At 43.4% G+C, this 19,108-nt stretch carries 16 protein-coding genes; 14 read left to right on the plus strand and 2 right to left on the minus strand.

All coding sequences use genetic code 11. The features are described from left to right. The first annotated feature begins 45 nt into the window (after positions 1-45). The 12 genes from DQQ10_RS22045 to DQQ10_RS22100 all read left to right on the plus strand — a co-directional run bounded on the left by DQQ10_RS22045 (position 46) and on the right by DQQ10_RS22100 (position 13,286). A complete protein-coding gene (locus tag DQQ10_RS22045; protein WP_133259725.1) occupies positions 46-684 on the plus strand; it encodes a response regulator transcription factor in 639 nt (212 codons plus the stop codon). 251 nt (positions 685-935) lie between these two features. Then, on the plus strand, positions 936-1,802 hold the full coding sequence (locus DQQ10_RS22050) for an STAS domain-containing protein (protein ID WP_112749102.1): 867 nt from the start codon (positions 936-938) through the stop codon (positions 1,800-1,802). A 4-nt stretch (positions 1,803-1,806) separates the two neighbouring features. Beyond that, on the plus strand, positions 1,807-2,208 hold the full coding sequence (locus DQQ10_RS22055; protein ID WP_112749103.1) for an STAS domain-containing protein: 402 nt from the start codon (positions 1,807-1,809) through the stop codon (positions 2,206-2,208). A gap of 7 nt (positions 2,209-2,215) precedes the next feature. Further along, entirely contained in the window at positions 2,216-2,602 is a 387-nt protein-coding gene (locus tag DQQ10_RS22060; RefSeq protein ID WP_112749224.1) for an anti-sigma regulatory factor, read from the plus strand. Further along, entirely contained in the window at positions 2,595-3,611 is a 1,017-nt protein-coding gene (locus DQQ10_RS22065) for an anti-sigma regulatory factor (RefSeq protein ID WP_112749104.1), read from the plus strand. The genes DQQ10_RS22060 and DQQ10_RS22065 overlap by 8 nt, the downstream gene beginning before the upstream one ends. A gap of 1 nt (position 3,612) precedes the next feature. After that, positions 3,613-5,271 (plus strand): ATP-binding protein, encoded by a 1,659-nt coding sequence (locus DQQ10_RS22070; RefSeq protein ID WP_112749105.1) that lies wholly within the window; start codon positions 3,613-3,615, stop codon positions 5,269-5,271. Further along, positions 5,264-5,662, plus strand: coding sequence for a response regulator (locus DQQ10_RS22075; RefSeq protein ID WP_112749106.1), 399 nt, complete (start codon positions 5,264-5,266; stop codon positions 5,660-5,662). Before DQQ10_RS22070 ends, DQQ10_RS22075 begins: the two co-directional genes overlap by 8 nt. A gap of 148 nt (positions 5,663-5,810) precedes the next feature. Next, on the plus strand, positions 5,811-6,380 hold the full coding sequence (locus tag DQQ10_RS22080; RefSeq protein ID WP_112749107.1) for a biliverdin-producing heme oxygenase: 570 nt from the start codon (positions 5,811-5,813) through the stop codon (positions 6,378-6,380). Further along, complete coding sequence (locus DQQ10_RS22085) at positions 6,364-7,878, plus strand: GAF domain-containing protein (RefSeq protein WP_112749108.1); 1,515 nt, start codon at positions 6,364-6,366, stop codon at positions 7,876-7,878. The genes DQQ10_RS22080 and DQQ10_RS22085 overlap by 17 nt, the downstream gene beginning before the upstream one ends. Positions 7,879-7,881: 3 nt before the next feature. Then, entirely contained in the window at positions 7,882-12,354 is a 4,473-nt protein-coding gene (locus DQQ10_RS22090) for a chemotaxis protein CheB (protein WP_112749109.1), read from the plus strand. Positions 12,355-12,356: 2 nt separating this feature from the next. Next, positions 12,357-12,746 carry a response regulator gene (locus DQQ10_RS22095; protein WP_112749110.1) on the plus strand — a complete coding sequence of 130 codons (390 nt, stop codon included), beginning with the start codon at positions 12,357-12,359 and terminating at the stop codon, positions 12,744-12,746. A 51-nt stretch (positions 12,747-12,797) separates the two neighbouring features. Further along, positions 12,798-13,286 carry a CinA family protein gene (locus DQQ10_RS22100; RefSeq protein WP_112749111.1) on the plus strand — a complete coding sequence of 163 codons (489 nt, stop codon included), beginning with the start codon at positions 12,798-12,800 and terminating at the stop codon, positions 13,284-13,286. On the opposite strand, the gene DQQ10_RS22105 is transcribed toward DQQ10_RS22100, so the two are convergent. Further along, entirely contained in the window at positions 13,280-13,675 is a 396-nt protein-coding gene (locus DQQ10_RS22105) for a response regulator (protein ID WP_112749112.1), read from the minus strand. The genes DQQ10_RS22100 and DQQ10_RS22105 overlap by 7 nt on opposite strands. A gap of 497 nt (positions 13,676-14,172) precedes the next feature. On the opposite strand from DQQ10_RS22105, the gene DQQ10_RS22115 reads away from it, so the two are divergent. Continuing rightward, positions 14,173-14,451 (plus strand): hypothetical protein, encoded by a 279-nt coding sequence (locus tag DQQ10_RS22115; protein ID WP_112749114.1) that lies wholly within the window; start codon positions 14,173-14,175, stop codon positions 14,449-14,451. A 71-nt stretch (positions 14,452-14,522) separates the two neighbouring features. Here DQQ10_RS22115 and DQQ10_RS22120 read toward each other — a convergent pair whose 3' ends face one another. Beyond that, entirely contained in the window at positions 14,523-17,240 is a 2,718-nt protein-coding gene (locus DQQ10_RS22120; RefSeq protein WP_112749115.1) for an ATP-binding protein, read from the minus strand. Positions 17,241-17,595: 355 nt separating this feature from the next. On the opposite strand from DQQ10_RS22120, the gene DQQ10_RS22125 reads away from it, so the two are divergent. Continuing rightward, on the plus strand, positions 17,596-19,053 hold the full coding sequence (locus tag DQQ10_RS22125; RefSeq protein ID WP_112749116.1) for a glycoside hydrolase family 30 protein: 1,458 nt from the start codon (positions 17,596-17,598) through the stop codon (positions 19,051-19,053). Positions 19,054-19,108: the final 55 nt, after the last annotated feature.

Genomic DNA, 19,108 nt, shown 5'->3' on the forward strand with positions numbered 1-19,108 from the left:
ATTTAGAATTTTTCTAAATAAATAATTGGATAAAGAGGCTAAAAGGTGGATATAGTTATAGCTGATAATCAGTCGCTTACTGCCGCAGGGATGCAATTTATATTGGGGCAGGATAAAACATTGCGAATTGCCGCCATGGTTTCGCCCGAGGATTCATTTCTTGAGCTGGTGCTTAGTCATCGACCTGCATTGCTCATCGCTGACTACAACTTACAGGGCTACATCAATAAGGAAGATATTGCAGAAGTTCACCGGAATGCACCCCATACACATGTGCTCATTGTTTCTTCGGATGATGACCGCGCCGAAATTCTCGACGTCTTGCGCCTCGGTGTCAAAGGTTATATCACGAAGGACTGTGGCGTTCAAGAGGTGATCAACGCGGTGAAAACTGTTGGCAGCGGCGGAAAATATTTCAGTCAAAAGATTCTCAACATCATTCTGGAAAGTAGCATTACGCCTGAGCCGGAACTTAAGAGAGGAAAGACAATGTTGTCGGAACGCGAACTGGAGTTACTGAAGCTTCTCGCAAAGGGTTATTCAACACACCGCGCAGCAGAGACGCTTAATCTGAGCCCGCACACCATCCATTCACATCGTAAGAACATTATCAAAAAGCTTAACATTAAGTCTCCAACGCAGTATGTGCTACACGCCATTGACTTGGGCTTAATTAAGGCTTAGGTGACTTTCTATCTTATTCCGTTAGGGAATAATTTCCCCAAATTTATTTTGATATTTTTCAATTCCCTGTAAATCTGCATTATATAACCAGACAGGCGAATATATGTGGTTTATATTCCCCACTGTGATAAAGGCATAGCTTTTTCTTTGGGAAAGGCTGACCGGCATCATCTACAAAAATATGGGAAGCACTCTCCCTGTTTCTACATGGCGCGAGGCACATTAAGCAAGAGCATATTTAATCCTCCCATATGAAAAATCAATCCATCAAAGTTCTCCAGGGTAAAAAGAAGCACGTTCTCGAGACCTGGATGAAATTCCAATTGTCCGACGAAAGTTTGCGTGAAGACTTGATGAGCAACGAAGAATTACGCATTCAATCAGAAGAACTACTCGATGCATTCCTCACAAATTTGAAAGATGACACAATCGATGATCCGAAAAGTTCGGCATTCGAAGCAGTCGTCGATATTCTAAGTGGCATTTCGATATCACGCGCAAAGCAAGGTTTTACACCGAGGGAAACTGGGATTTACATTTTCAGTTTAAAAGACGCGCTGCTTAATATCCTACAACAAGAAATAAAAGATCCTCAAGAGCTATATGTTCAGAGCCTTAAAATCAACAAACTGATAGACAGTTTTGGTGTAGTAACATTTGAAACTTTTATTAAAGGGCGTGAAGAAGTAATCCTCCGTCAGACAGATGAGATATCCGAAATTTCAACGCCTGTGATTCGCGTGTGGGATGGTATTCTTGCGCTGCCCATTATCGGAACGCTCGACAGTTCTCGTACTCAGGTGGTGATGGAAAGCTTGTTGCAAGAGATTGTAGAAACAGGAAGTAGTATTGCTATTCTCGACATCTCTGGTGTACCTGCAGTTGACTCGCTCGTTGCTCAACACTTGATCAAAACAGTAAGCGCGACACGTTTGATGGGAGCCGAGTGTATCATCAGTGGTATTCGCCCTGAAATTGCGCAGACCGTAGTTCATCTCGGGATCGACTTGTCGCAGGTTATCACAAAATCTTCATTGGCCAGCGCACTGCGAGCGGCATTCCAGATGCTTCAATTAACAGTCGTAAAAAAACAAAGAGTTCAATCTATAACGGAGTAATTCGATGGAGAAGATTCCTATCCTCCGAATGGGTGACCTGTTGTTGGTTACCATTCAAGTGGATTTATATGATCGACTGGCAGAAACGCTTGAGTCGGACCTTGTACTTATGATAAAAAAAACGGGGGCACAAGGCGTGCTTATAGACATATCAGCAGTCAGTATCATCGATTCGTTTATGGGACGCATCATTGGAAACATCGCGACGATGTCGAAAATTATGGATGCAGAAACGGTCGTCGTAGGGATGCAACCTGCAGTAGCCATCACGTTGGTGGAATTGGGATTGCCGCTGAATGGCGTTCTGAGTGCACTCAATGTAGAGCGCGGTATGGAGTTGCTTAAAGGTAAAATTGCGCTGAAAGGCGCTTCGTTCGAGGACGACGAAGATGGTTATCCTGAATAAAGAAAAGATGACCATCGTTCGCGAAATCGACGTTATTCCGTTTCGAAATCGCTTGAAAGAAATTGCGATCAAGATAGGAATGAGTTTGGTGAATCAAACGAAAATCATCACCGCTGCAAGTGAGCTTGCGCGAAATATGCTGAAATATGCGAACGGCGGAAATGTTACTATTGAGGTCGTGAGTAAAGGACGCGAAAATGGTGTAAGACTCGTGTTCGTCGATGAGGGACCAGGGATAAAAGATATTTCGTTGGCGATGAAAGATGGATATTCGACAGGGAAAAGTCTTGGCCTGGGGCTTCCAGGAACGAAGCGATTGGTAAGTGAATTTCAAATAGAATCGGAGGTTGGTAAGGGAACGAAAGTAACCGTGACCAAGTGGAAGAATGGGTAAACCTTTTGCGAGTTACATTATCGAAGACAGAAGTTATGTGTCTTATGTAAAACGGTCCATTCACCTGGAAGCATCGCTGATGACATTCTCTCCGCAGCAAATCGGTGAAATAGATATCATAGTCGCAGAGATCACATCCAATCTTATCAAACATGCCGGTGGTGGCGAATTACTCTATCGCATGAAGAAGGATGAAGATGATCACTCCACTTTTGAAATAATTTCTTTGGACAAGGGACCCGGAATGGCCGATGTAGCGCGCATGATGAAAGATGGTGTGTCGACGAAGGATACCTTGGGGCAAGGCCTCGGCGCGATTCAACGACTAAGTAATTTTCTTCAGCTATACTCTATTCCTGGTTGGGGAACCATTCTTTACGCGAAGGTGCAGACCAACGTCGACACCTACACGCGAAAACGAGATGTTGAACTGGAAATACGTGCGCTCTGTGTGAATAAACCACGTGAGACAGTATGTGGCGATGGATACCGAATAAAAAAAACAGAAACAGGTTTTCAAATATTTTTTGGGGACGGATTAGGTCATGGTGAATTCGCGAAAGCTGCTGTCGACAAGGCAGGAGATTTTTTCATGCAGTCGCCAGAAGAAGATCCTGTGGAAATCATCAGAGGGATTCATGAAAACGTCAGGAGAACCAGGGGACTGGTGGCTACCGTAGCCAATTGCAATTTGGAAACAAAAACATTTTCAATTTGTGGTGTTGGAAATATTCTAACAAGACTTTACCACGGCATCGTTTACAGGAATCATATGCCATATAATGGTACCGTCGGATTGAATATTCCCACCTCCATGAAAGCATCAGAATATAAATTAGAGAAGAATCAATCGCTAATCATGAGCAGCGATGGGATTAAAACACGCTGGGATATCAATAAATATCCGGCCGTACATCGGTTCGATCCCTTTGTTCTCGCCACCAGTATTTACAAAGATTTTACGCGTGGCAATGACGACTCCTCTATACTCATCGCAAAAGTAATTTGATATGAAGGAAATCGTGCGCGTTAAACTCGAGAATGAAATGGACCTGATCTTGGCCCACAAACGCGCCATGAAATTGTGTGAGCTAACAGGATTTTCGCTGATGGTTCAAACCTCGCTCGCAACGGCCGTGTCTGAAATTGCACGCTGCGCAATCGAACATGGTCAAAACGCCGTGTTAATACTCGGCATCGATGTGTTAACGGGGGGACGGAAAATTCTCAAGATTGTCGTACAAGATCCAAGCGACTTTAGTGGCCGCGCCACGGAGGCTATCTTCTACGCAAAGCGTTTGGTGGATGAAATCGAAACCATAAAGTCTTCGAAGGAAACTAAAATAATTCTCAAACAGCAACTCAACTTTGGCGGAACCATTACCGATACAAAGGTCGACACGTTCGTGAAGTATTTTCAAAATGAACCACCACTGTCACCTTACGATGAGCTGCGTCGGAAAAATTTATTACTACAAGACCTTGCCGATAAGCTCAAGGAAAGTGAATCTGATTATCAGGTTCTAACCGACACACTTCCAATCATGATGTTTTCGGTCAATAACCGCGGGGTGATATCGTATACAAATCGCTGGCTTCAGGATTACCTGGGCGCTACACCCAAAGAATTGACAAATGTAAGCTGGCAAAATTTTGTCCACACATCAGACTATTCGCAATTCTCAAAAGATTTGAGCAATGCTATTCAACGTCAGGTAGCGTTGAAAGGACAATACCGCTTCCGTGAAAAATCAACGGGCGAATTTTTGTGGCATATCCTGTCAGTGATTCCGCTGAAGAATGAAAAAGATATTGTAACACGCTGGATCGGTTTCATCGCTGATATCAACGCACAAAAATTGGTTGAGCAAACCCTCAAGGATAATCGTGGGTTGAAGGAAGCACAGGAGCAGTTATTTATCAATCAGCGTGAGTTACAGCAGAAGATCATTGAATTGAATAGAAGTAATTATGAGCTTGAGCAATTCGCGCATTTAGCGTCTCACGATCTGCAAGAACCATTGCGTAAGCTCTTCTTTTATTCTGACGTGCTACGGAAACGATATGCGACAATCATCGATGATGCTGGCGTGACCATGATCAACAATATGAACCTCGCCGCCAGTCGCATGAAGGAATTGATCAGCGACCTGCTGAGCTACTCGCAGCTACAACAACAAAAACTTGAGTTCGAGCCCGTTGATCTTAATGCCGTAATGGAAGAAATTATGCGAGATCTTGATTTCATAATTCGTGATAAGAACGCGAAGATCGAAGTCGATGCGCTACCGATAATCACGGGAAACAAATTGCGCCTCCGACAACTATTCACGAACCTGATTTCGAATGCGCTGAAGTATTCGAAGAAGGACGTGCACCCGATCATTAAAGTTTCGATTGTACTTCCAGAACCTGATCGTGTGTTAATCAACGTGCGCGACAATGGCATCGGGTTTGAAGATCAATATCGAGAAAGGATTTTTGGTCTGTTTGAACGCCTGCATACACGTGACCAATTTCCAGGAACAGGAATCGGACTATCAATTTGTAAACGTATTGCTGAACTACATCACGGAACGATTGCAGCTTCTTCGATCGTGAACGAATACGCGCTCTTTGAAGTGACTTTACCGGTGAACCAAAATTTAAACTTAGCGCTGAATGACTGATCATTGCCAAATCTTGGTGGTCGACGACGACGTAGAAGATCACCTTATACTCTCCGAATATTTTAGAGATATCGGCAAAGAACGCTGTGTCGGATTTATCGAGAATGGACAGAAGGCCCTTGATTTTTTGTCAACCATTCCTTCTGAAGAACCACTACCGAAGCTGATTGTCCTTGATCTTAACATGCCCATCATGAATGGATCACAGACATTGCTGAACCTCAAGCAAACGTCGCGGTTCAAAAATATTCCCGTCATCATCCTGTCAACATCACAGAACGAGAATGAAAAACGTAAGTGTCTTAGCTTCGGTGCGGTAGACTATATGGTAAAGCCATGTACGCTGGAGGAAGGCCGAACAATCGTAGACCATTTCGTTACCTTCATTTAATTTTAAACATACTGACGATCGCTGGCACGGAGTTTTTATAAATTCCTGTGGATTATTATGCTCACTTTTTAGCCTGGCTAAATAAACATCAGCGACATTCGTTTATGTGCGTGAAAACAAATAATTTGAAAGTTTAATTATTTCGTCGATGTTACATCAGCAGTTGAAGGAACAAACTAAAGAAGCTCACCAGGCATTGGAGCGAAGGATGGTGGGGCTTATCAAACAAATTCATAGCGAAGCACAATACGTTCATTTCCTTAAGCTGATGTATGGATACTATGCCTCACTTGAAGATAAACTAGGTGAGCAGTTGTCAACCAACGATGCACTCGATTTTAATCAGCGAAGAAAAGCATCGTGGATTCTTGATGATATGAATTATTTCGGTTCAAAGGAAAAACCTTCGCGCTGCCAAGCCTTGCCGCCCATTGATTCTTTTCATACCGCGTTGGGCGCAATGTATGTACTTGAAGGGTCGGCACTCGGTGGAAAGATTATCGCGAAAATGATCGCGTCACAAATCGGATTGGGTGATGCTCGCGGACTAACTTTCTTCAATGGCTACGGCGACGAAACAATGAAGATGTGGGAGTTGTTTAAAGAGAATCTCTCGCAGTCATTTGATCCGCCTACCACCGAGACAATTATAACATCAGCCAATCAAACGTTTGATACTTTTAAAAACTGGATTGAAAGCCATGCAGCAGCCTGTTAATTATGATTCTGACTTTTGTGGAAGTCTGCCAATTCACCTCACCAATTTGATTCAGTCCTATGGATTACTCTTAGTGATCGAACCTGTCAATTATACGATTGTTCAGGCGAGCGAAAATACAACAGTGGTTTTTGGAAGCCGTGCACAAGATTTGGTAGGCAATCCGATCGCCAGTTTTATTAGCGAGAAGAGTAATGCAGATTTTTTACAAAGGTTAACCGATGGTGCAAACACGGTGATACCGATGGTTTGGGAAGTAGGACAAAATAATTACGTTGTCCTCATCCACCGTAAGGAGAAGTTCCTTGTTATTGAATTGGAGTTGAAAGCGATCAACGAAAACTCGAATGAGCGTTTTATTGACGTGTACCAGGAAATGAAGTACGCGATGTCTGCGATAGAAGCCACACGCACTATTGAGGAAACGTGCACGCTTGTAGCCCGAGAGCTCAAGAGGATTTCTGGCTTTGATAAAGTGATGGTGTATCAATTCGATGAACAATGGAATGGACACGTATTGGCAGAAGCGAAGGAATCAGACATGGAGTCATACTTTGGATTTACTTTCCCAGCGTCTGACATCCCTAAGCCCGCGCGCGATTTGTATCTACGAAATTCCTTCCGGTTAATTCCCGATAGAAATTATACACCGGTTCGGCTACATCCCGTGATTAACCCGATTACAAATTCATTCATTGACCTTTCTGATTGCAACCTACGAAGTGTTGCCGCGGTGCATGTAGAGTACCTCGGAAACATGGGCGTTACAGCATCCATGTCGACTAGAATATTACACCACGACGCACTTTGGGGCTTGATCGCATGCCACCATAAAACACCGAAATATTTATCGTATGCCATGACGTCGATGTTCGAGATGATGTCTAGTATCATTTCGGTGAAGATCACATCGCTTCAAAATCAGACTTTACATGCCAGCCAAAGTACGCTAACTGCTGGATACGCTGAATTGATTGAAGCCATTTACAAGAAAGAAAAGTTGGACAGTACCATGTTGTCTGCTACGGGGCTGATGAATCTTTTTGAATGCTCTGGCATGACGATATCGCGTGGTGGAAAGTTTACATCAGTTGGTGAAGTTCCTGCTGTCGGAGATTTGGACGAACTCATCTTATGGCTTCACACGAGAGCGCTGAAAAAGGTTTACACCACAGACCGACTTTCGCAAGCATACGAATATGCCAAGCTCTTCGAAGATATTGCAAGTGGATTGATGGTGATCCCGATCAATGCAGCGATAGATGAGTATGTGCTGTTGTTCAGACCGGAAAAAGTACATGTGATCCAATGGGGCGGAAATCCGGAAGAGCGCATACAATTTGAGCAAGATCAGCGTACATACCATCCACGACATTCGTTTAAAGTATGGCAACAAACCGTTCGCGGTATTTCTTTGCCATGGCGCGCGGAGCAAACAGCGGCAGCGGAAGCGCTTCGAAGTTTTATCTATGAATACGAAACTACTTTGGTAAGATAATTCATGGCCGCCAAGTCTTTTCATCGAGATGAATTTGTAGTTGCGATCGGTGCCTCTGCGGGAGGCCTGGAAGCAATCCATGATTTTTTCGACAACATGCCCGAACAAAGCAACCTTTCGTTTGTCGTTATTCAACATCTGTCGCCCGATCACAAAAGTCTCCTTGTTGAATTAGTTGCTCGCCATACCAATATGAAGGTTTATGAAGCAGAACATAATCTTCAGATAAAAAAGAATTGTATTTACATTATTCCGAATAATAAGTTCATTACGATCAGTCAAAATCGGTTGATCCTTTCTGATAAGTCGCGACTCACGTTGCCCAACAATGCGATTGACGTTTTCATGTCGTCACTTGCGAAAGAACGACGCGAGAAAGCAATCGCCGTGGTGTTATCGGGCACGGGTACGGATGGAACAAAAGGGATTGCCGCCATAAAGGACGCAGGCGGACTTGTTATTGCGCAAGAACCTACTTCATCAAAGTTCGATGGTATGCCTAACAGTGCCATCAGTGGCGGCAACGTAGACTATATACTTCCTCCAGCAGAAATCCCACAGCAAATCGTTAACTACCTGGCCGATGTTAATTGGGAGGAAGATGTTTCGATCGATGACGATGTGTTACAAAGGATTTTTGTTGAGATTCAAACACATGCAGGATTTGACTTTCATTACTACAAGACGCCTACGATCGTACGACGCGTTATTCATCGTATGAAAAAAAGTGGCTTTGATAACATCGAAGCGTACTACAATTTTTTAAAGAATGATGCAGGGGAGGCCAAAAATCTAGGAAAAGAGTTTCTTATTAATGTCACCCGTTTTTTCCGTGATAAGGAACCTTTCGAAGTATTGAAGCGTGATGTGTTTCCCAATATCGTCGCCGCAAAATCTTCCGGTGACCAAGTCAAACTATGGATTTGCGCTTGTAGCACGGGCGAAGAAGTTTACTCACTTGCAATATTATTAGATGAAGTGTTGCAGGAACAAGGTATCGATAACCTTACCGTAAAAATTTTCGCAACGGATATTGAAAAGTCGAATATTGATATTGCGTCGAAAGGGGTGTATCCACAAAGTATTGAGGAAGACGTCGATGAAAACCGTTTAAAGAAATATTTTGTAAAAGGAGAGAAGGACTACACCATCATTACGCGGATTCGAAAGCAAGTTGTATTTGCAGTCCACAACGTTATCAAAGATCCTCCGCTTATAAAGAATGATCTGGTAAGCTGTCGCAACATGCTGATCTATATGAATACGGCATTACAACAGCGCGTTTATTCGGTGCTTCTATTCTCGATCGTGCGCGAAGGTTATTTGTTCTTAGGAACAACAGAAAATCCCAATCCGATACGTCCACACCTCGCAGATGTTAGCGCGCGCTGGAAAATATTCAAGAAAGTATCAGACGCAAAACTTACACCGTACCTCGTCGACGTAGGCGTACGTCTGGACAAAGGTAATGGTAAGGTGATCGCTGATAATAATGACAGGCTTAAGAAACGCCGCGGTATTGCTGAGGAATTTAAGGATGCACTATTCAGTGATTTTAATTTCGCCGCTTTTTATATCGACAGAAATTTTGAGATCAAAGAAGCTACAGGGAATTTTGATCGTCTGCTTACACTGCCGCGGAAAACGCTCAAGTTGAACTTGCTTCGAATGTTGCCGTCATCTTTGTCTACGCAGCTTATTACGGAGATAAAGAGCGTGTGGGCGAGCAATCAAAAACGTATGCTCAATAACATTCACTTGGCGCAAGAAAAGGGATCGCTTTCGCTTCAAGTGCTGATCAAGCCTGCAACCATCGATACAGATTACACCATGGTTGCGTTTCACTTTTTAGATATCGAAAAATCGGAACCACATGTTCTCGCGAAAGATGATGTCTCTGCAAATGACTATATCATCTCATTGGAAGAAGAGTTGAGCGATACCAAAGCGCATTTGCAGCATGCCGTAGAAGACTTAGAAACAGCCAATGAAGAATTGCAATCTACAAATGAAGAGCTTTTGTCGTCGAATGAAGAATTGCAAAGTTCCAATGAGGAATTACAATCTTTGAATGAAGAGCTCCATACGCTCAATACAGAACACCAGCTAAAGATTACGGAGCTCATCGAGCTTAACGATGACTTAAATAATTATTTCCGTAGCAGTAACATCGGTCAGATTTTCCTGGATAAAAATATGATCATCCGAAAATTTAACCCGGCATCTGCGCGGATGATCAATTTTATCGAATCAGACATTGGTCGCCCGATTACGCATATCTCCACCAATATCAAATATCATGGATTAATCAGTGACATTGAGGCCGTGTTACGTTATCAAACCACGGTTGAAAGGGAAGTGCAACTGCATAACGGGCTAAATTTACTGCTGCGGATTATGCCATACCTGCGGCAGGATCAAAAAGCGTCAGGCGTTATCATTTCCTTCATTGACATTACCACCATTACGAACCTAAACAACATCATTCGTGGGGTGTTCAATTCGAGTTTGAGTAGTATCGTTGCCCTCGAAAGTGAAAGAGATCATAAAGGTAATGTTGTAGACTTTTCAATTTTGGCAGCGAATCAAGCCGGCGAAAAATTGTTGAGCAAGGACGTTGACAATTTAAAAGGGCTCTCCATTAAGAAGAATTTGAAGACCCCATTCCTCGATACGTTGTTTTCTCAATTTGTTGATGTCGTCCAAAATGATGTGCAACTGCATACCGATATTTTTGTTGAGTCGGAAAAGCTTTGGTTGGAAGTGAGCGCCGTAAAAATGATGGATGGACTTGTAGTGACGCTAACAGATGTGACGCAGAAGCGTAATGCAGAAGAGCGGTTGAAGAAAAACTACATCGAACTCGTGTCGGCGCGGGAAAATCTTAAAAAACTTAACGCCGAGCTGGAGGCGACTGTGTTAGACAGGACAAAACTTTTGGCGGCAAGCGAAGAACGTTTCCGTTTGGTGTCACGTGCTACCAACGATGCCATTTGGGATTGGGGTCTTGTGAATAATCAGATTTGGTTCAGCGATGCTTTCTATCTTCAATTCGGTTATGACCGCAACGAACACTTCGATAGAACCACGTGGCTCGCGAAACTTCATCCAAGTGATGTCTCGGAAGTTGAGCGTAGTATTCAGCACGCAATCAACACGGGGCAAAAGCAATGGACGCGCGAGTACCGTTTCAAGAAAGCAGATGGCGACTATGCACATGTGTTAGATCGCGGATATGTTTTGCAAGATGAGTACGATACACCATACCGCATGCTCGGGTCGATGTTTGATCTGACAGCGTTGAAGAAGGCGGAGCGCGAAGTGGAAAGTAATATATCCCAACGTAAGTTCTTAGCGGAGTCGATGCCGTTTATGGTGTTAACTGCGGACGAGACTGGCGCGATTGATTTTGTGAATAGTCAATTTGAATCGTACACGGGTATTCGCCAATCAGATGCGCTTCAATCAGGATGGAAACGTATTGTTCATGCACAAGACCTAGCGCGACTCGATAGACTTTGGGCGGAGTCTGTTAAGTATAAGGGAGATTTTCAAGATGAAGTCCGACTTCAGTTGTACGACGGCACATACCATTGGAACTTACTGCGCGCGAAAGCGAGAAAAGATAGTGATGGCAAAGTGATAAACTGGGTAATCACCACAGTGGACATACACGACCAAAAGCAGTTGAATGAAGTGTTAGAGCAGAAGGTGGAAGAAAGGACGCTGCAGTTGAAAAAGATGAACGAAGCGCTCGAGGTCAGTAACAATGATTTGCAACAGTTCGCGTCCGTGGCGTCTCACGATCTGCAGGAGCCTCTGCGCAAAATACATATGTATGCGAACATGATTAGTGATCGTTACTATGGCGTCCTTGGTGGGGGCGCAACGTACTTGAAGAAAATTTTGCAGTCGTCAACAAGGATGAAATCAATCATCAATAATATTCTGAGTTATTCTAAATTGTCGGCCGATGACGTTACTTTCGTGCAGACTGATGTGAATCAAATTATCAACGATATACTGATTGACCTTGAAGTACTCATTGCAGAAAAGAAAGCTGAAATTGTGGTTGATAAATTTCCCCTCGTGGAAGCAGTGCCAGGGCAAATAAACCAGGTGTTTCAAAACCTGATAGGAAACGCATTGAAGTTTTCAAAGCCTGATGTTCCCCCTGTGGTCCAAATTATGGCAGAAGAAGTAAATGGAATGGTGAATGAAGATCTTAAGGGAGAGGGGCCATGGTGCAAAATCGTGATCAAAGACAACGGCATCGGATTCAATGAGAAATTTGCAAATGAGGTGTTTATTCTTTTTCAGCGTTTACATTCCAAAGATGCTTATGAAGGAACAGGCATTGGTTTGGCTATCGCGAAAAAAATTATTGATAAGCATCACGGTGCTATTTACGCGACCAGTGTTGAAGGAGAAGGAGCGATTTTTACTATTGTTATTCCTATTCGCCAAAATCGATAGCCATGAAGAAAATTTATTTAGCAGAAGATGATATCGACGATCAGGAAATTTTCCGCGAGATTATCGATGCGTTGGATCATGGAATTCAACTCACCATTTTCCATAACGGCGAAGAGTTGATCAAGGCACTTAATGTGTTGCCAAACGACGAGCTTCCTGATCTCCTATTGCTCGATCAAAATATGCCGCGGTTGAAAGGCAGTGAGACAATTCAACAAATACGTAGTGAACCGCGTTATAAGCCATTGCCTGTCGCCATTTACACAACCTATCATGATGCCAACTTTGCGCGTCTGTGTAAAGAAGAAGGGATTGAACTCTTCCAGAAGCCCGATACGTTCGACGAACTTAGCAAGCTCATTCATCGGTTGGTGGCCATGTATATCAAATAGCGGACAATAGGTAACGCGGTGTGCAGGCACTAGTTTTTTGGCTGATATGCCATGTACGACGCAAAAGTCATCAGCGGTATTAAGAACACATTGATAAAGCGTGGTGAGACCATCGCGGTAGCGGAGAGTGTCACCGCTGGTCATTTACAGGCGGCAATATCACAAGCCGATTTTGCGAAAGATTTTTTTCAAGGGGGAATCACCGTGTACAACATCGGCCAAAAATCTCGTCATCTGTGGATTGATCCGATTCGTGGAGAAGCGTGTAATTGTGTGTCTGCTGAAATTGCCGGGCAGATGGCAACTGGAGCGTGCAAACTGTTTTCTTGTGATTGGGGCATATCGATTACAGGATACGCTGCGCCGGTTCCTGAATTGGGCATTGAAAAACTATTCGCATTTTACGCTGTTGCTTTTCGTGGCGATGTGAAAGAAGTAAAGAGAATTAAATCATCTGGTTTGTCACCCGTGGATACGCAAGTTGATTACACAAATGCCGTCTTGAAACGCTTCCAAAAAATGCTCCGTGACAATCATTGAATAATACCTATAGACGTGAGAACTTCCTTCACGCTACCTTCCGAAATTGGTTTTGTTAAGTAATGGGTTATGCCCAATGATTTTGCTTTTGCAAGATCTTTAGGGTCTTGTGAGGAAGATACGATGATGATAACTGAATGGTCTTTATACGGAATTTCTTGTTTCTGTAGTGCTTCGATGAAAGCAAAGCCGTTCATAATCGGCATGTTGAGGTCCAAAAAAATTACATCTGGGCCATCTTGTAAACTCCGTGACCTGATGAAATTTAAGGCTTCCTGACCATTGCGTGCAGTGTGTACACCAGACGTTATGCCTAATCGTTGCAATAGCCGACTGCTTAATAGGTGAAATACGTCGTCGTCGTCAACTAGTAAAATGTTCTTTTCCATGGCTAACGCCTTCTTATTAGGTAATCCCGAAACAGATTCTCAGCATACTCGCTTAACAGATATCGCGGCTAGTTGTTTCGGAAATAAAAGCCAATATAATGAACACACCCGAAAATTCAAGATGGCGGCTGCCCTTTTCACTTTTCCGCACGAAATAATGAACGATACTTTAATCAAACTCGAACCAACGGTTGCTAATCTTTTACAGCTGCGAATTTCGTCAGCTGATATGCCTTTATCCGCTTTCGATACAACGGTATGGCTGTACGCAGATACGCTGTGAAATTGAATCAACGCGTTCCTACGACGGATAAAAAAGAATGCATTTATCTTAAAATAAATGGAAAGGGTGATAAAAAATATCAATCCCTTTCTTAACTTAGGTAACACACTTTCTCCCGAAACCTTCTTTAGATCAACGTTGGAACAATGGCCCATTAAGGGAAATTTATCCTGGCATAAGAATAATAGCTGAATAACTCTTTAACCGTTTTCCTATGCAATATCTCAACGAAGTAATGCCCACGGAAGAACTATCTTCCAACAGTCAAGTGATGATCCGTGTCTGGGAAAATTTTCTCGATCATCGTCAGAACTTATCAGAAATTCTGGGAATCTATTCCCTCACTGACGTATGCACTGATCTAGATTTCCGAGGCACTGTAACATTTAACTTTACGTTATTCGATTGGCAGCGTACATTAAAAGCGATGCTGGAGAAAAATAATGTCCCCTACATACAAGGGAATATTTCCAATCAAGCCTCGCTTAATTAAACTAAGCTGCAATGCAATAGAAGAAAGGCGTATCGATTGTACGCCTTCTTTTTTTTGGTAGCGCACCTGATCTATGTTGTTTGGCGCATCGCCCTGAATAGCTGTTCCGTGGTCTTATTGGTAATGACGTCGTATCGTTGCGTCATCGCGATGAGGTCACTATGATCTCCAGCGAGCGCTTTTTCGCGTATCGTTTCTACGAGATCTGTCAAAGCATCATCACCTAAAATGGCAAGCGACGTCTTGACTTTATGCACTGCCCGTTTAAGGTCGTCTAAGTTGTCTGTCTTCCCAATGAAATGAATGGCACCTTGCAGTTCCTTTAAGTTTTCCACAATCAGACCCGCAAGTTCCCGCTTGAATTCGATATTCCCATCTGCATATAGATCGAGCTTGGTCGAAAGGTCTTTAGTATCGGTTTCATCGCGGTCGCCGATCGTGATAAGCGAACGAATCTTTTCGTAAAGCTCGGCCGGATTGAACGGCTTTGTCAATAGGTCCGTCATCCCACTCGACAACGCGCGGTCGCGAACTTCACTCATGGCTGAAGCAGTTAGCGCTAAAATAGGAATGCTCTGAAAATATGTCTCCGGCATTTTTCGAATTGTCATAGTCGCCGTGTAACCATCCATCTCTGGCATCTCAAGATCCATCAGCACGAGGTCATAGGCTTTACTTCTTATTTTTGCGACGGCCAACGCGCCATTGTCAACACAGTCTACGGCAATATTCCAGTTCGTTAGAAAACTCGTCGCAACAACTTGGTTAACATGATTGTCTTCCACCAACAATATCTTACGCTGCCCGATAGAAGGCGAGGTAATACTGGTCTTGGTGTGCTGTGTTTCTTCAAAGCGACCTTCTTCCATCACGAGACTAAATGTAAACACCGAGCCTTTGTTAACGATACTTTCCACGGCAATATGTCCGCCCATCATGTCTGCGAGACGTTTCGAGATTGTAAGCCCTAGACCTGTTCCGCCGAATTTTCGTGTGATCTCGTTGTTTGCTTGGGAGAAGCTTTCAAAAATAGTGAGCAATTTTTCCTTCGGTATTCCTACACCTGTGTCTTTTATGATGAAGTGCACCTTGAATGACTTTTCGTGCACTTCCGCATTCACGATGAGCTTAACAGAACCATAGTTGGTAAACTTGATGGCATTGCTTAGTAAGTTCGTAATGATTTGATTCAAACGTACCGGATCGCCCTGAACAACGGTCGGTGTATTATTGTCAATATCAAAATCTAAACGAATTCCTTTGTCACGCGCTTTGGTGATGTTGATATTCACAATCGTTGACACAAGGTCGTGCAGGTTGAAGTGAATATTCTCCAATGAAAGTTTTTCCGCTTCAATTTTACTGAAGTCGAGAATGTCGTTGATGATCGTGAGGAGATTCTCGCCGGAAAATTTTAACAGATTCAAATTATCGACCTGATCCTTTCGGGGGTCGTTTTGCAGCAGTAGATGCGTTAGCCCAATTACGGCATTCATTGGCGTTCGAATCTCGTGGCTCATTGTTGAAAGAAACTGAGATTTTGCTTTGGTAGCAGCTTCAGCTTGTTCCTTGGCGTTGATCAATTGTGTTTCAAAATCTTTCTGTACGGAAATATCTCTCGCTGAAGTTTGTATCGAAACCACTTTACCCGTATCGTCGATAATGGGCTTGGTGTAAGACTCAACCCAAACGTAATCACCGTCTTTTTTTCGCAGTCTGAAGCGAATGTTCAATAACGTTTTTCCATTCAATGCATGTTGGCGTGCACCACGAATGCTTGCTTCGTCGTCAGGATGGATAATGCCAATGCCCGTGGTTCCCAGAATTTCGGAAGGTTCGTAACCTAATATTGTCTGCACGGATGGTGAAACATAGGTGTACGTCCCATCCGGTAAGTATAGGGCAATAAAATCTTGAGAATTTTCTGACACCAACCTGTATAAACGTTCATTCTCTTCAAGCCTGTTTTTGACTTCCAGTAATTGGTCCAAGCTTGATTTAAGTTCTTCTTCCGAAGCTTGTAACTCTTCATTCAAGGCTGTCAAATCATCATTGCGTGTATGGAGATCTTGATTAGCTTTTTTTATCGCCATGGTTTGTTGCGCCACTCGGGTCTCGAGATTTTTGTTCAGGTCTTGAAGGGAGTTAAAAAGTGTGATGTTTCTTTTGTTGACGCGCAGGATGGTTATGAAAGCTAAAATTGAGATGAGTGTCACGAGGGTCAACGACGCATAAATCATTCGCTCGGTAAAATTGCTTGCGGACTTGAGATGTGCTGTTCGTTCTTTGAGCAGATCCTGCTCGCGACGGATCATGAGTGTTATATTGCCTTGCAGGGTGTCGAGTTTAGAAATTCCACGCGCAAAATCGACGATGGATTCTTGGAATTTAAAATTCGAGTTCTGTGCCCGCATAATCGTTTGGTTGATTTCACCAATCCGATCTTCGATGATGGGTTTTATTTTCTTATCGAGGAGGTAGGTTTGTTGTTCGTTGTCGACGGTAAGGTCGCGGAGACTGTTTACGGATTCTCGCAGGTGTTTTACGGCAACACTATAGGCATGTAGATAGGCAGTGTCTTTCGTGATCAAATATCCACGCTGTGTCGTTTCAGTTTCCTTCAGCATGGCCAATAGCTTAATCGTTGTGTCGATGACGTTGTTGGTGTGATCAATCCAAGTTTGGGCCTCACGCTTTTCTTCAAAGCCTTTATAAATGGCTATGCCGGTAAGAATACTCAGTACGACCGATACTATTAAAAGTCGCGGAACTTGTTTCGCTCTTGTCATCGAAATCCGTGGTTTGGGCTTAGTTCCATCGCTCAAAGGTTAGCTCTGGGATGGATAGGTTTGTCACGAAGATAGCCAGAAAATCGGAGCAACGTTGCGTCTGATCGACGCGCTTAACGAACAATTCAAAAGCTTGTTAAAGTGTAGAAAGAACAAGTGAAACTGGGTATTTGCTTGAGAAGCAAGGGATAAAAGCCCATGACGTGGACGTGAAGTAGTGAATTTCTACTACTTCTTAATTTCGCTTGTCGTGAATTTCGGACATGGTCACGATTTTAACGTTGCCCGGTGCAAGCGTTTACGGTATTTTCGAGTCAAACACCCCGATAGTTTAAATACCAATTAGATCAATCAAATGAAAAAAACGTTTTTGATGGCTGCCGCATTCTTGGCTGGCCTCACCGTGAAGGCGCAACAATTGAACATTCCACCGTTGCCAACACCAACAGAAGGAAAAACCGCATCTGTTTACACAACGGCCGAAAATACTGATCTTCGGTTGTCTTCGACTGGCACGTTAGAGTTTAAACCTGCAGGCCAACCGTTGGAGTCTGAAATTTCAATCTTCGTTAATCCTGAAATTCATTTCCAGAGTTTCATCGGAATTGGTGGTGCGATCACCGATGCCTCCGCGGAAACATTTGCAAAACTGACAAAGGAACAACAGACCGAGATTTTAAAGGCGTACTACGACAAACAAAGTGGCATCGGTTATACGATCATTCGTACCAACATTCACAGCTGCGATTTTAGCAGTGGGAGCTACACCTACGTCTCTGATGAAAGCAAGGATTTAAAATCTTTCAACATCGACCACGACAGAAAGTTTCGTATTCCGATGATTAAGCAGGCGACGCAAGCCGCTGGCGGTAGCATCTTATTGTATGCGAGCCCATGGAGTCCGCCGCCGTTCATGAAAGACAATAAACACATGTTGAAGGGTGGTAAACTTTTGCCAGCATATTACGACGCCTGGGCAAATTATTATGTGAAGTTCATTAAAGCATATGAAGCTGAAGGTATGCCGATCTGGGGAATTACGATCCAGAATGAACCGATGGCAACGCAGCGTTGGGAATCTTGTATTTACACCGCAGAGGAAGAAAGAGATTTCTTGAAAAATCATCTTGGCCCTGTGATGCACAAGAACGGCTTTGCGGATAAGAAGATCGTTGTGTGGGATCACAACCGCGACCTGATGACCTATCGTGCCAATGTCATCTTCTCCGATCCTGAGGCAGCAAAATATGCGTGGGGTATGGGCTTTCATTGGTACGAGACTTGGGCTGGCGGTCAACCCATGTTTGAAAATGTTGGCAACGTAAAGCAATCTTTCCCTACAAAAAATCTGCTGTTCACAGAAGGTTGTGTAGAACGTTTTGATCCTGCGAAATATCAGCTGTGGGCAAATGGTGAAAGATATGGTCGGTCAATGATCAACGACTTTAACAACGGAACTACGGGTTGGACCGATTGGAACGTACTACTTGATCAGACAGGTGGTCCAAATCACGTGGGTAATTTTTGTTTTGCACCAATCCACGCCGACACCAAAGAAGGGAAAGTTATTTACACTCCATCATTCTACTACATCGGTCATTTCTCAAAATTCATCCGTCCGAATGCAAAACGCATTAGTTCTACCAGCAGCAGAAGCCCATTGCTCACAACATCTTTTGTGAACGAAGATGGCAAATTTGTTACGGTGGTTATGAACCAGAGCGACGATAAGGTTACGTATAATCTCTACAAGGCAAATGAGAAAGTTGTGGTTACGATTCAGCCACATGCTATTCAAACGTTGGTGTACTAAGATAACCCTACGATCATTAACAAAGTCAGCTTCTGCGAGGCTGACTTTTTTATTG

This window comes from Pseudochryseolinea flava, from assembly GCF_003286915.1.
In the GTDB taxonomy this organism is placed as follows: domain Bacteria; phylum Bacteroidota; class Bacteroidia; order Cytophagales; family Cyclobacteriaceae; genus Ohtaekwangia; species Ohtaekwangia flava.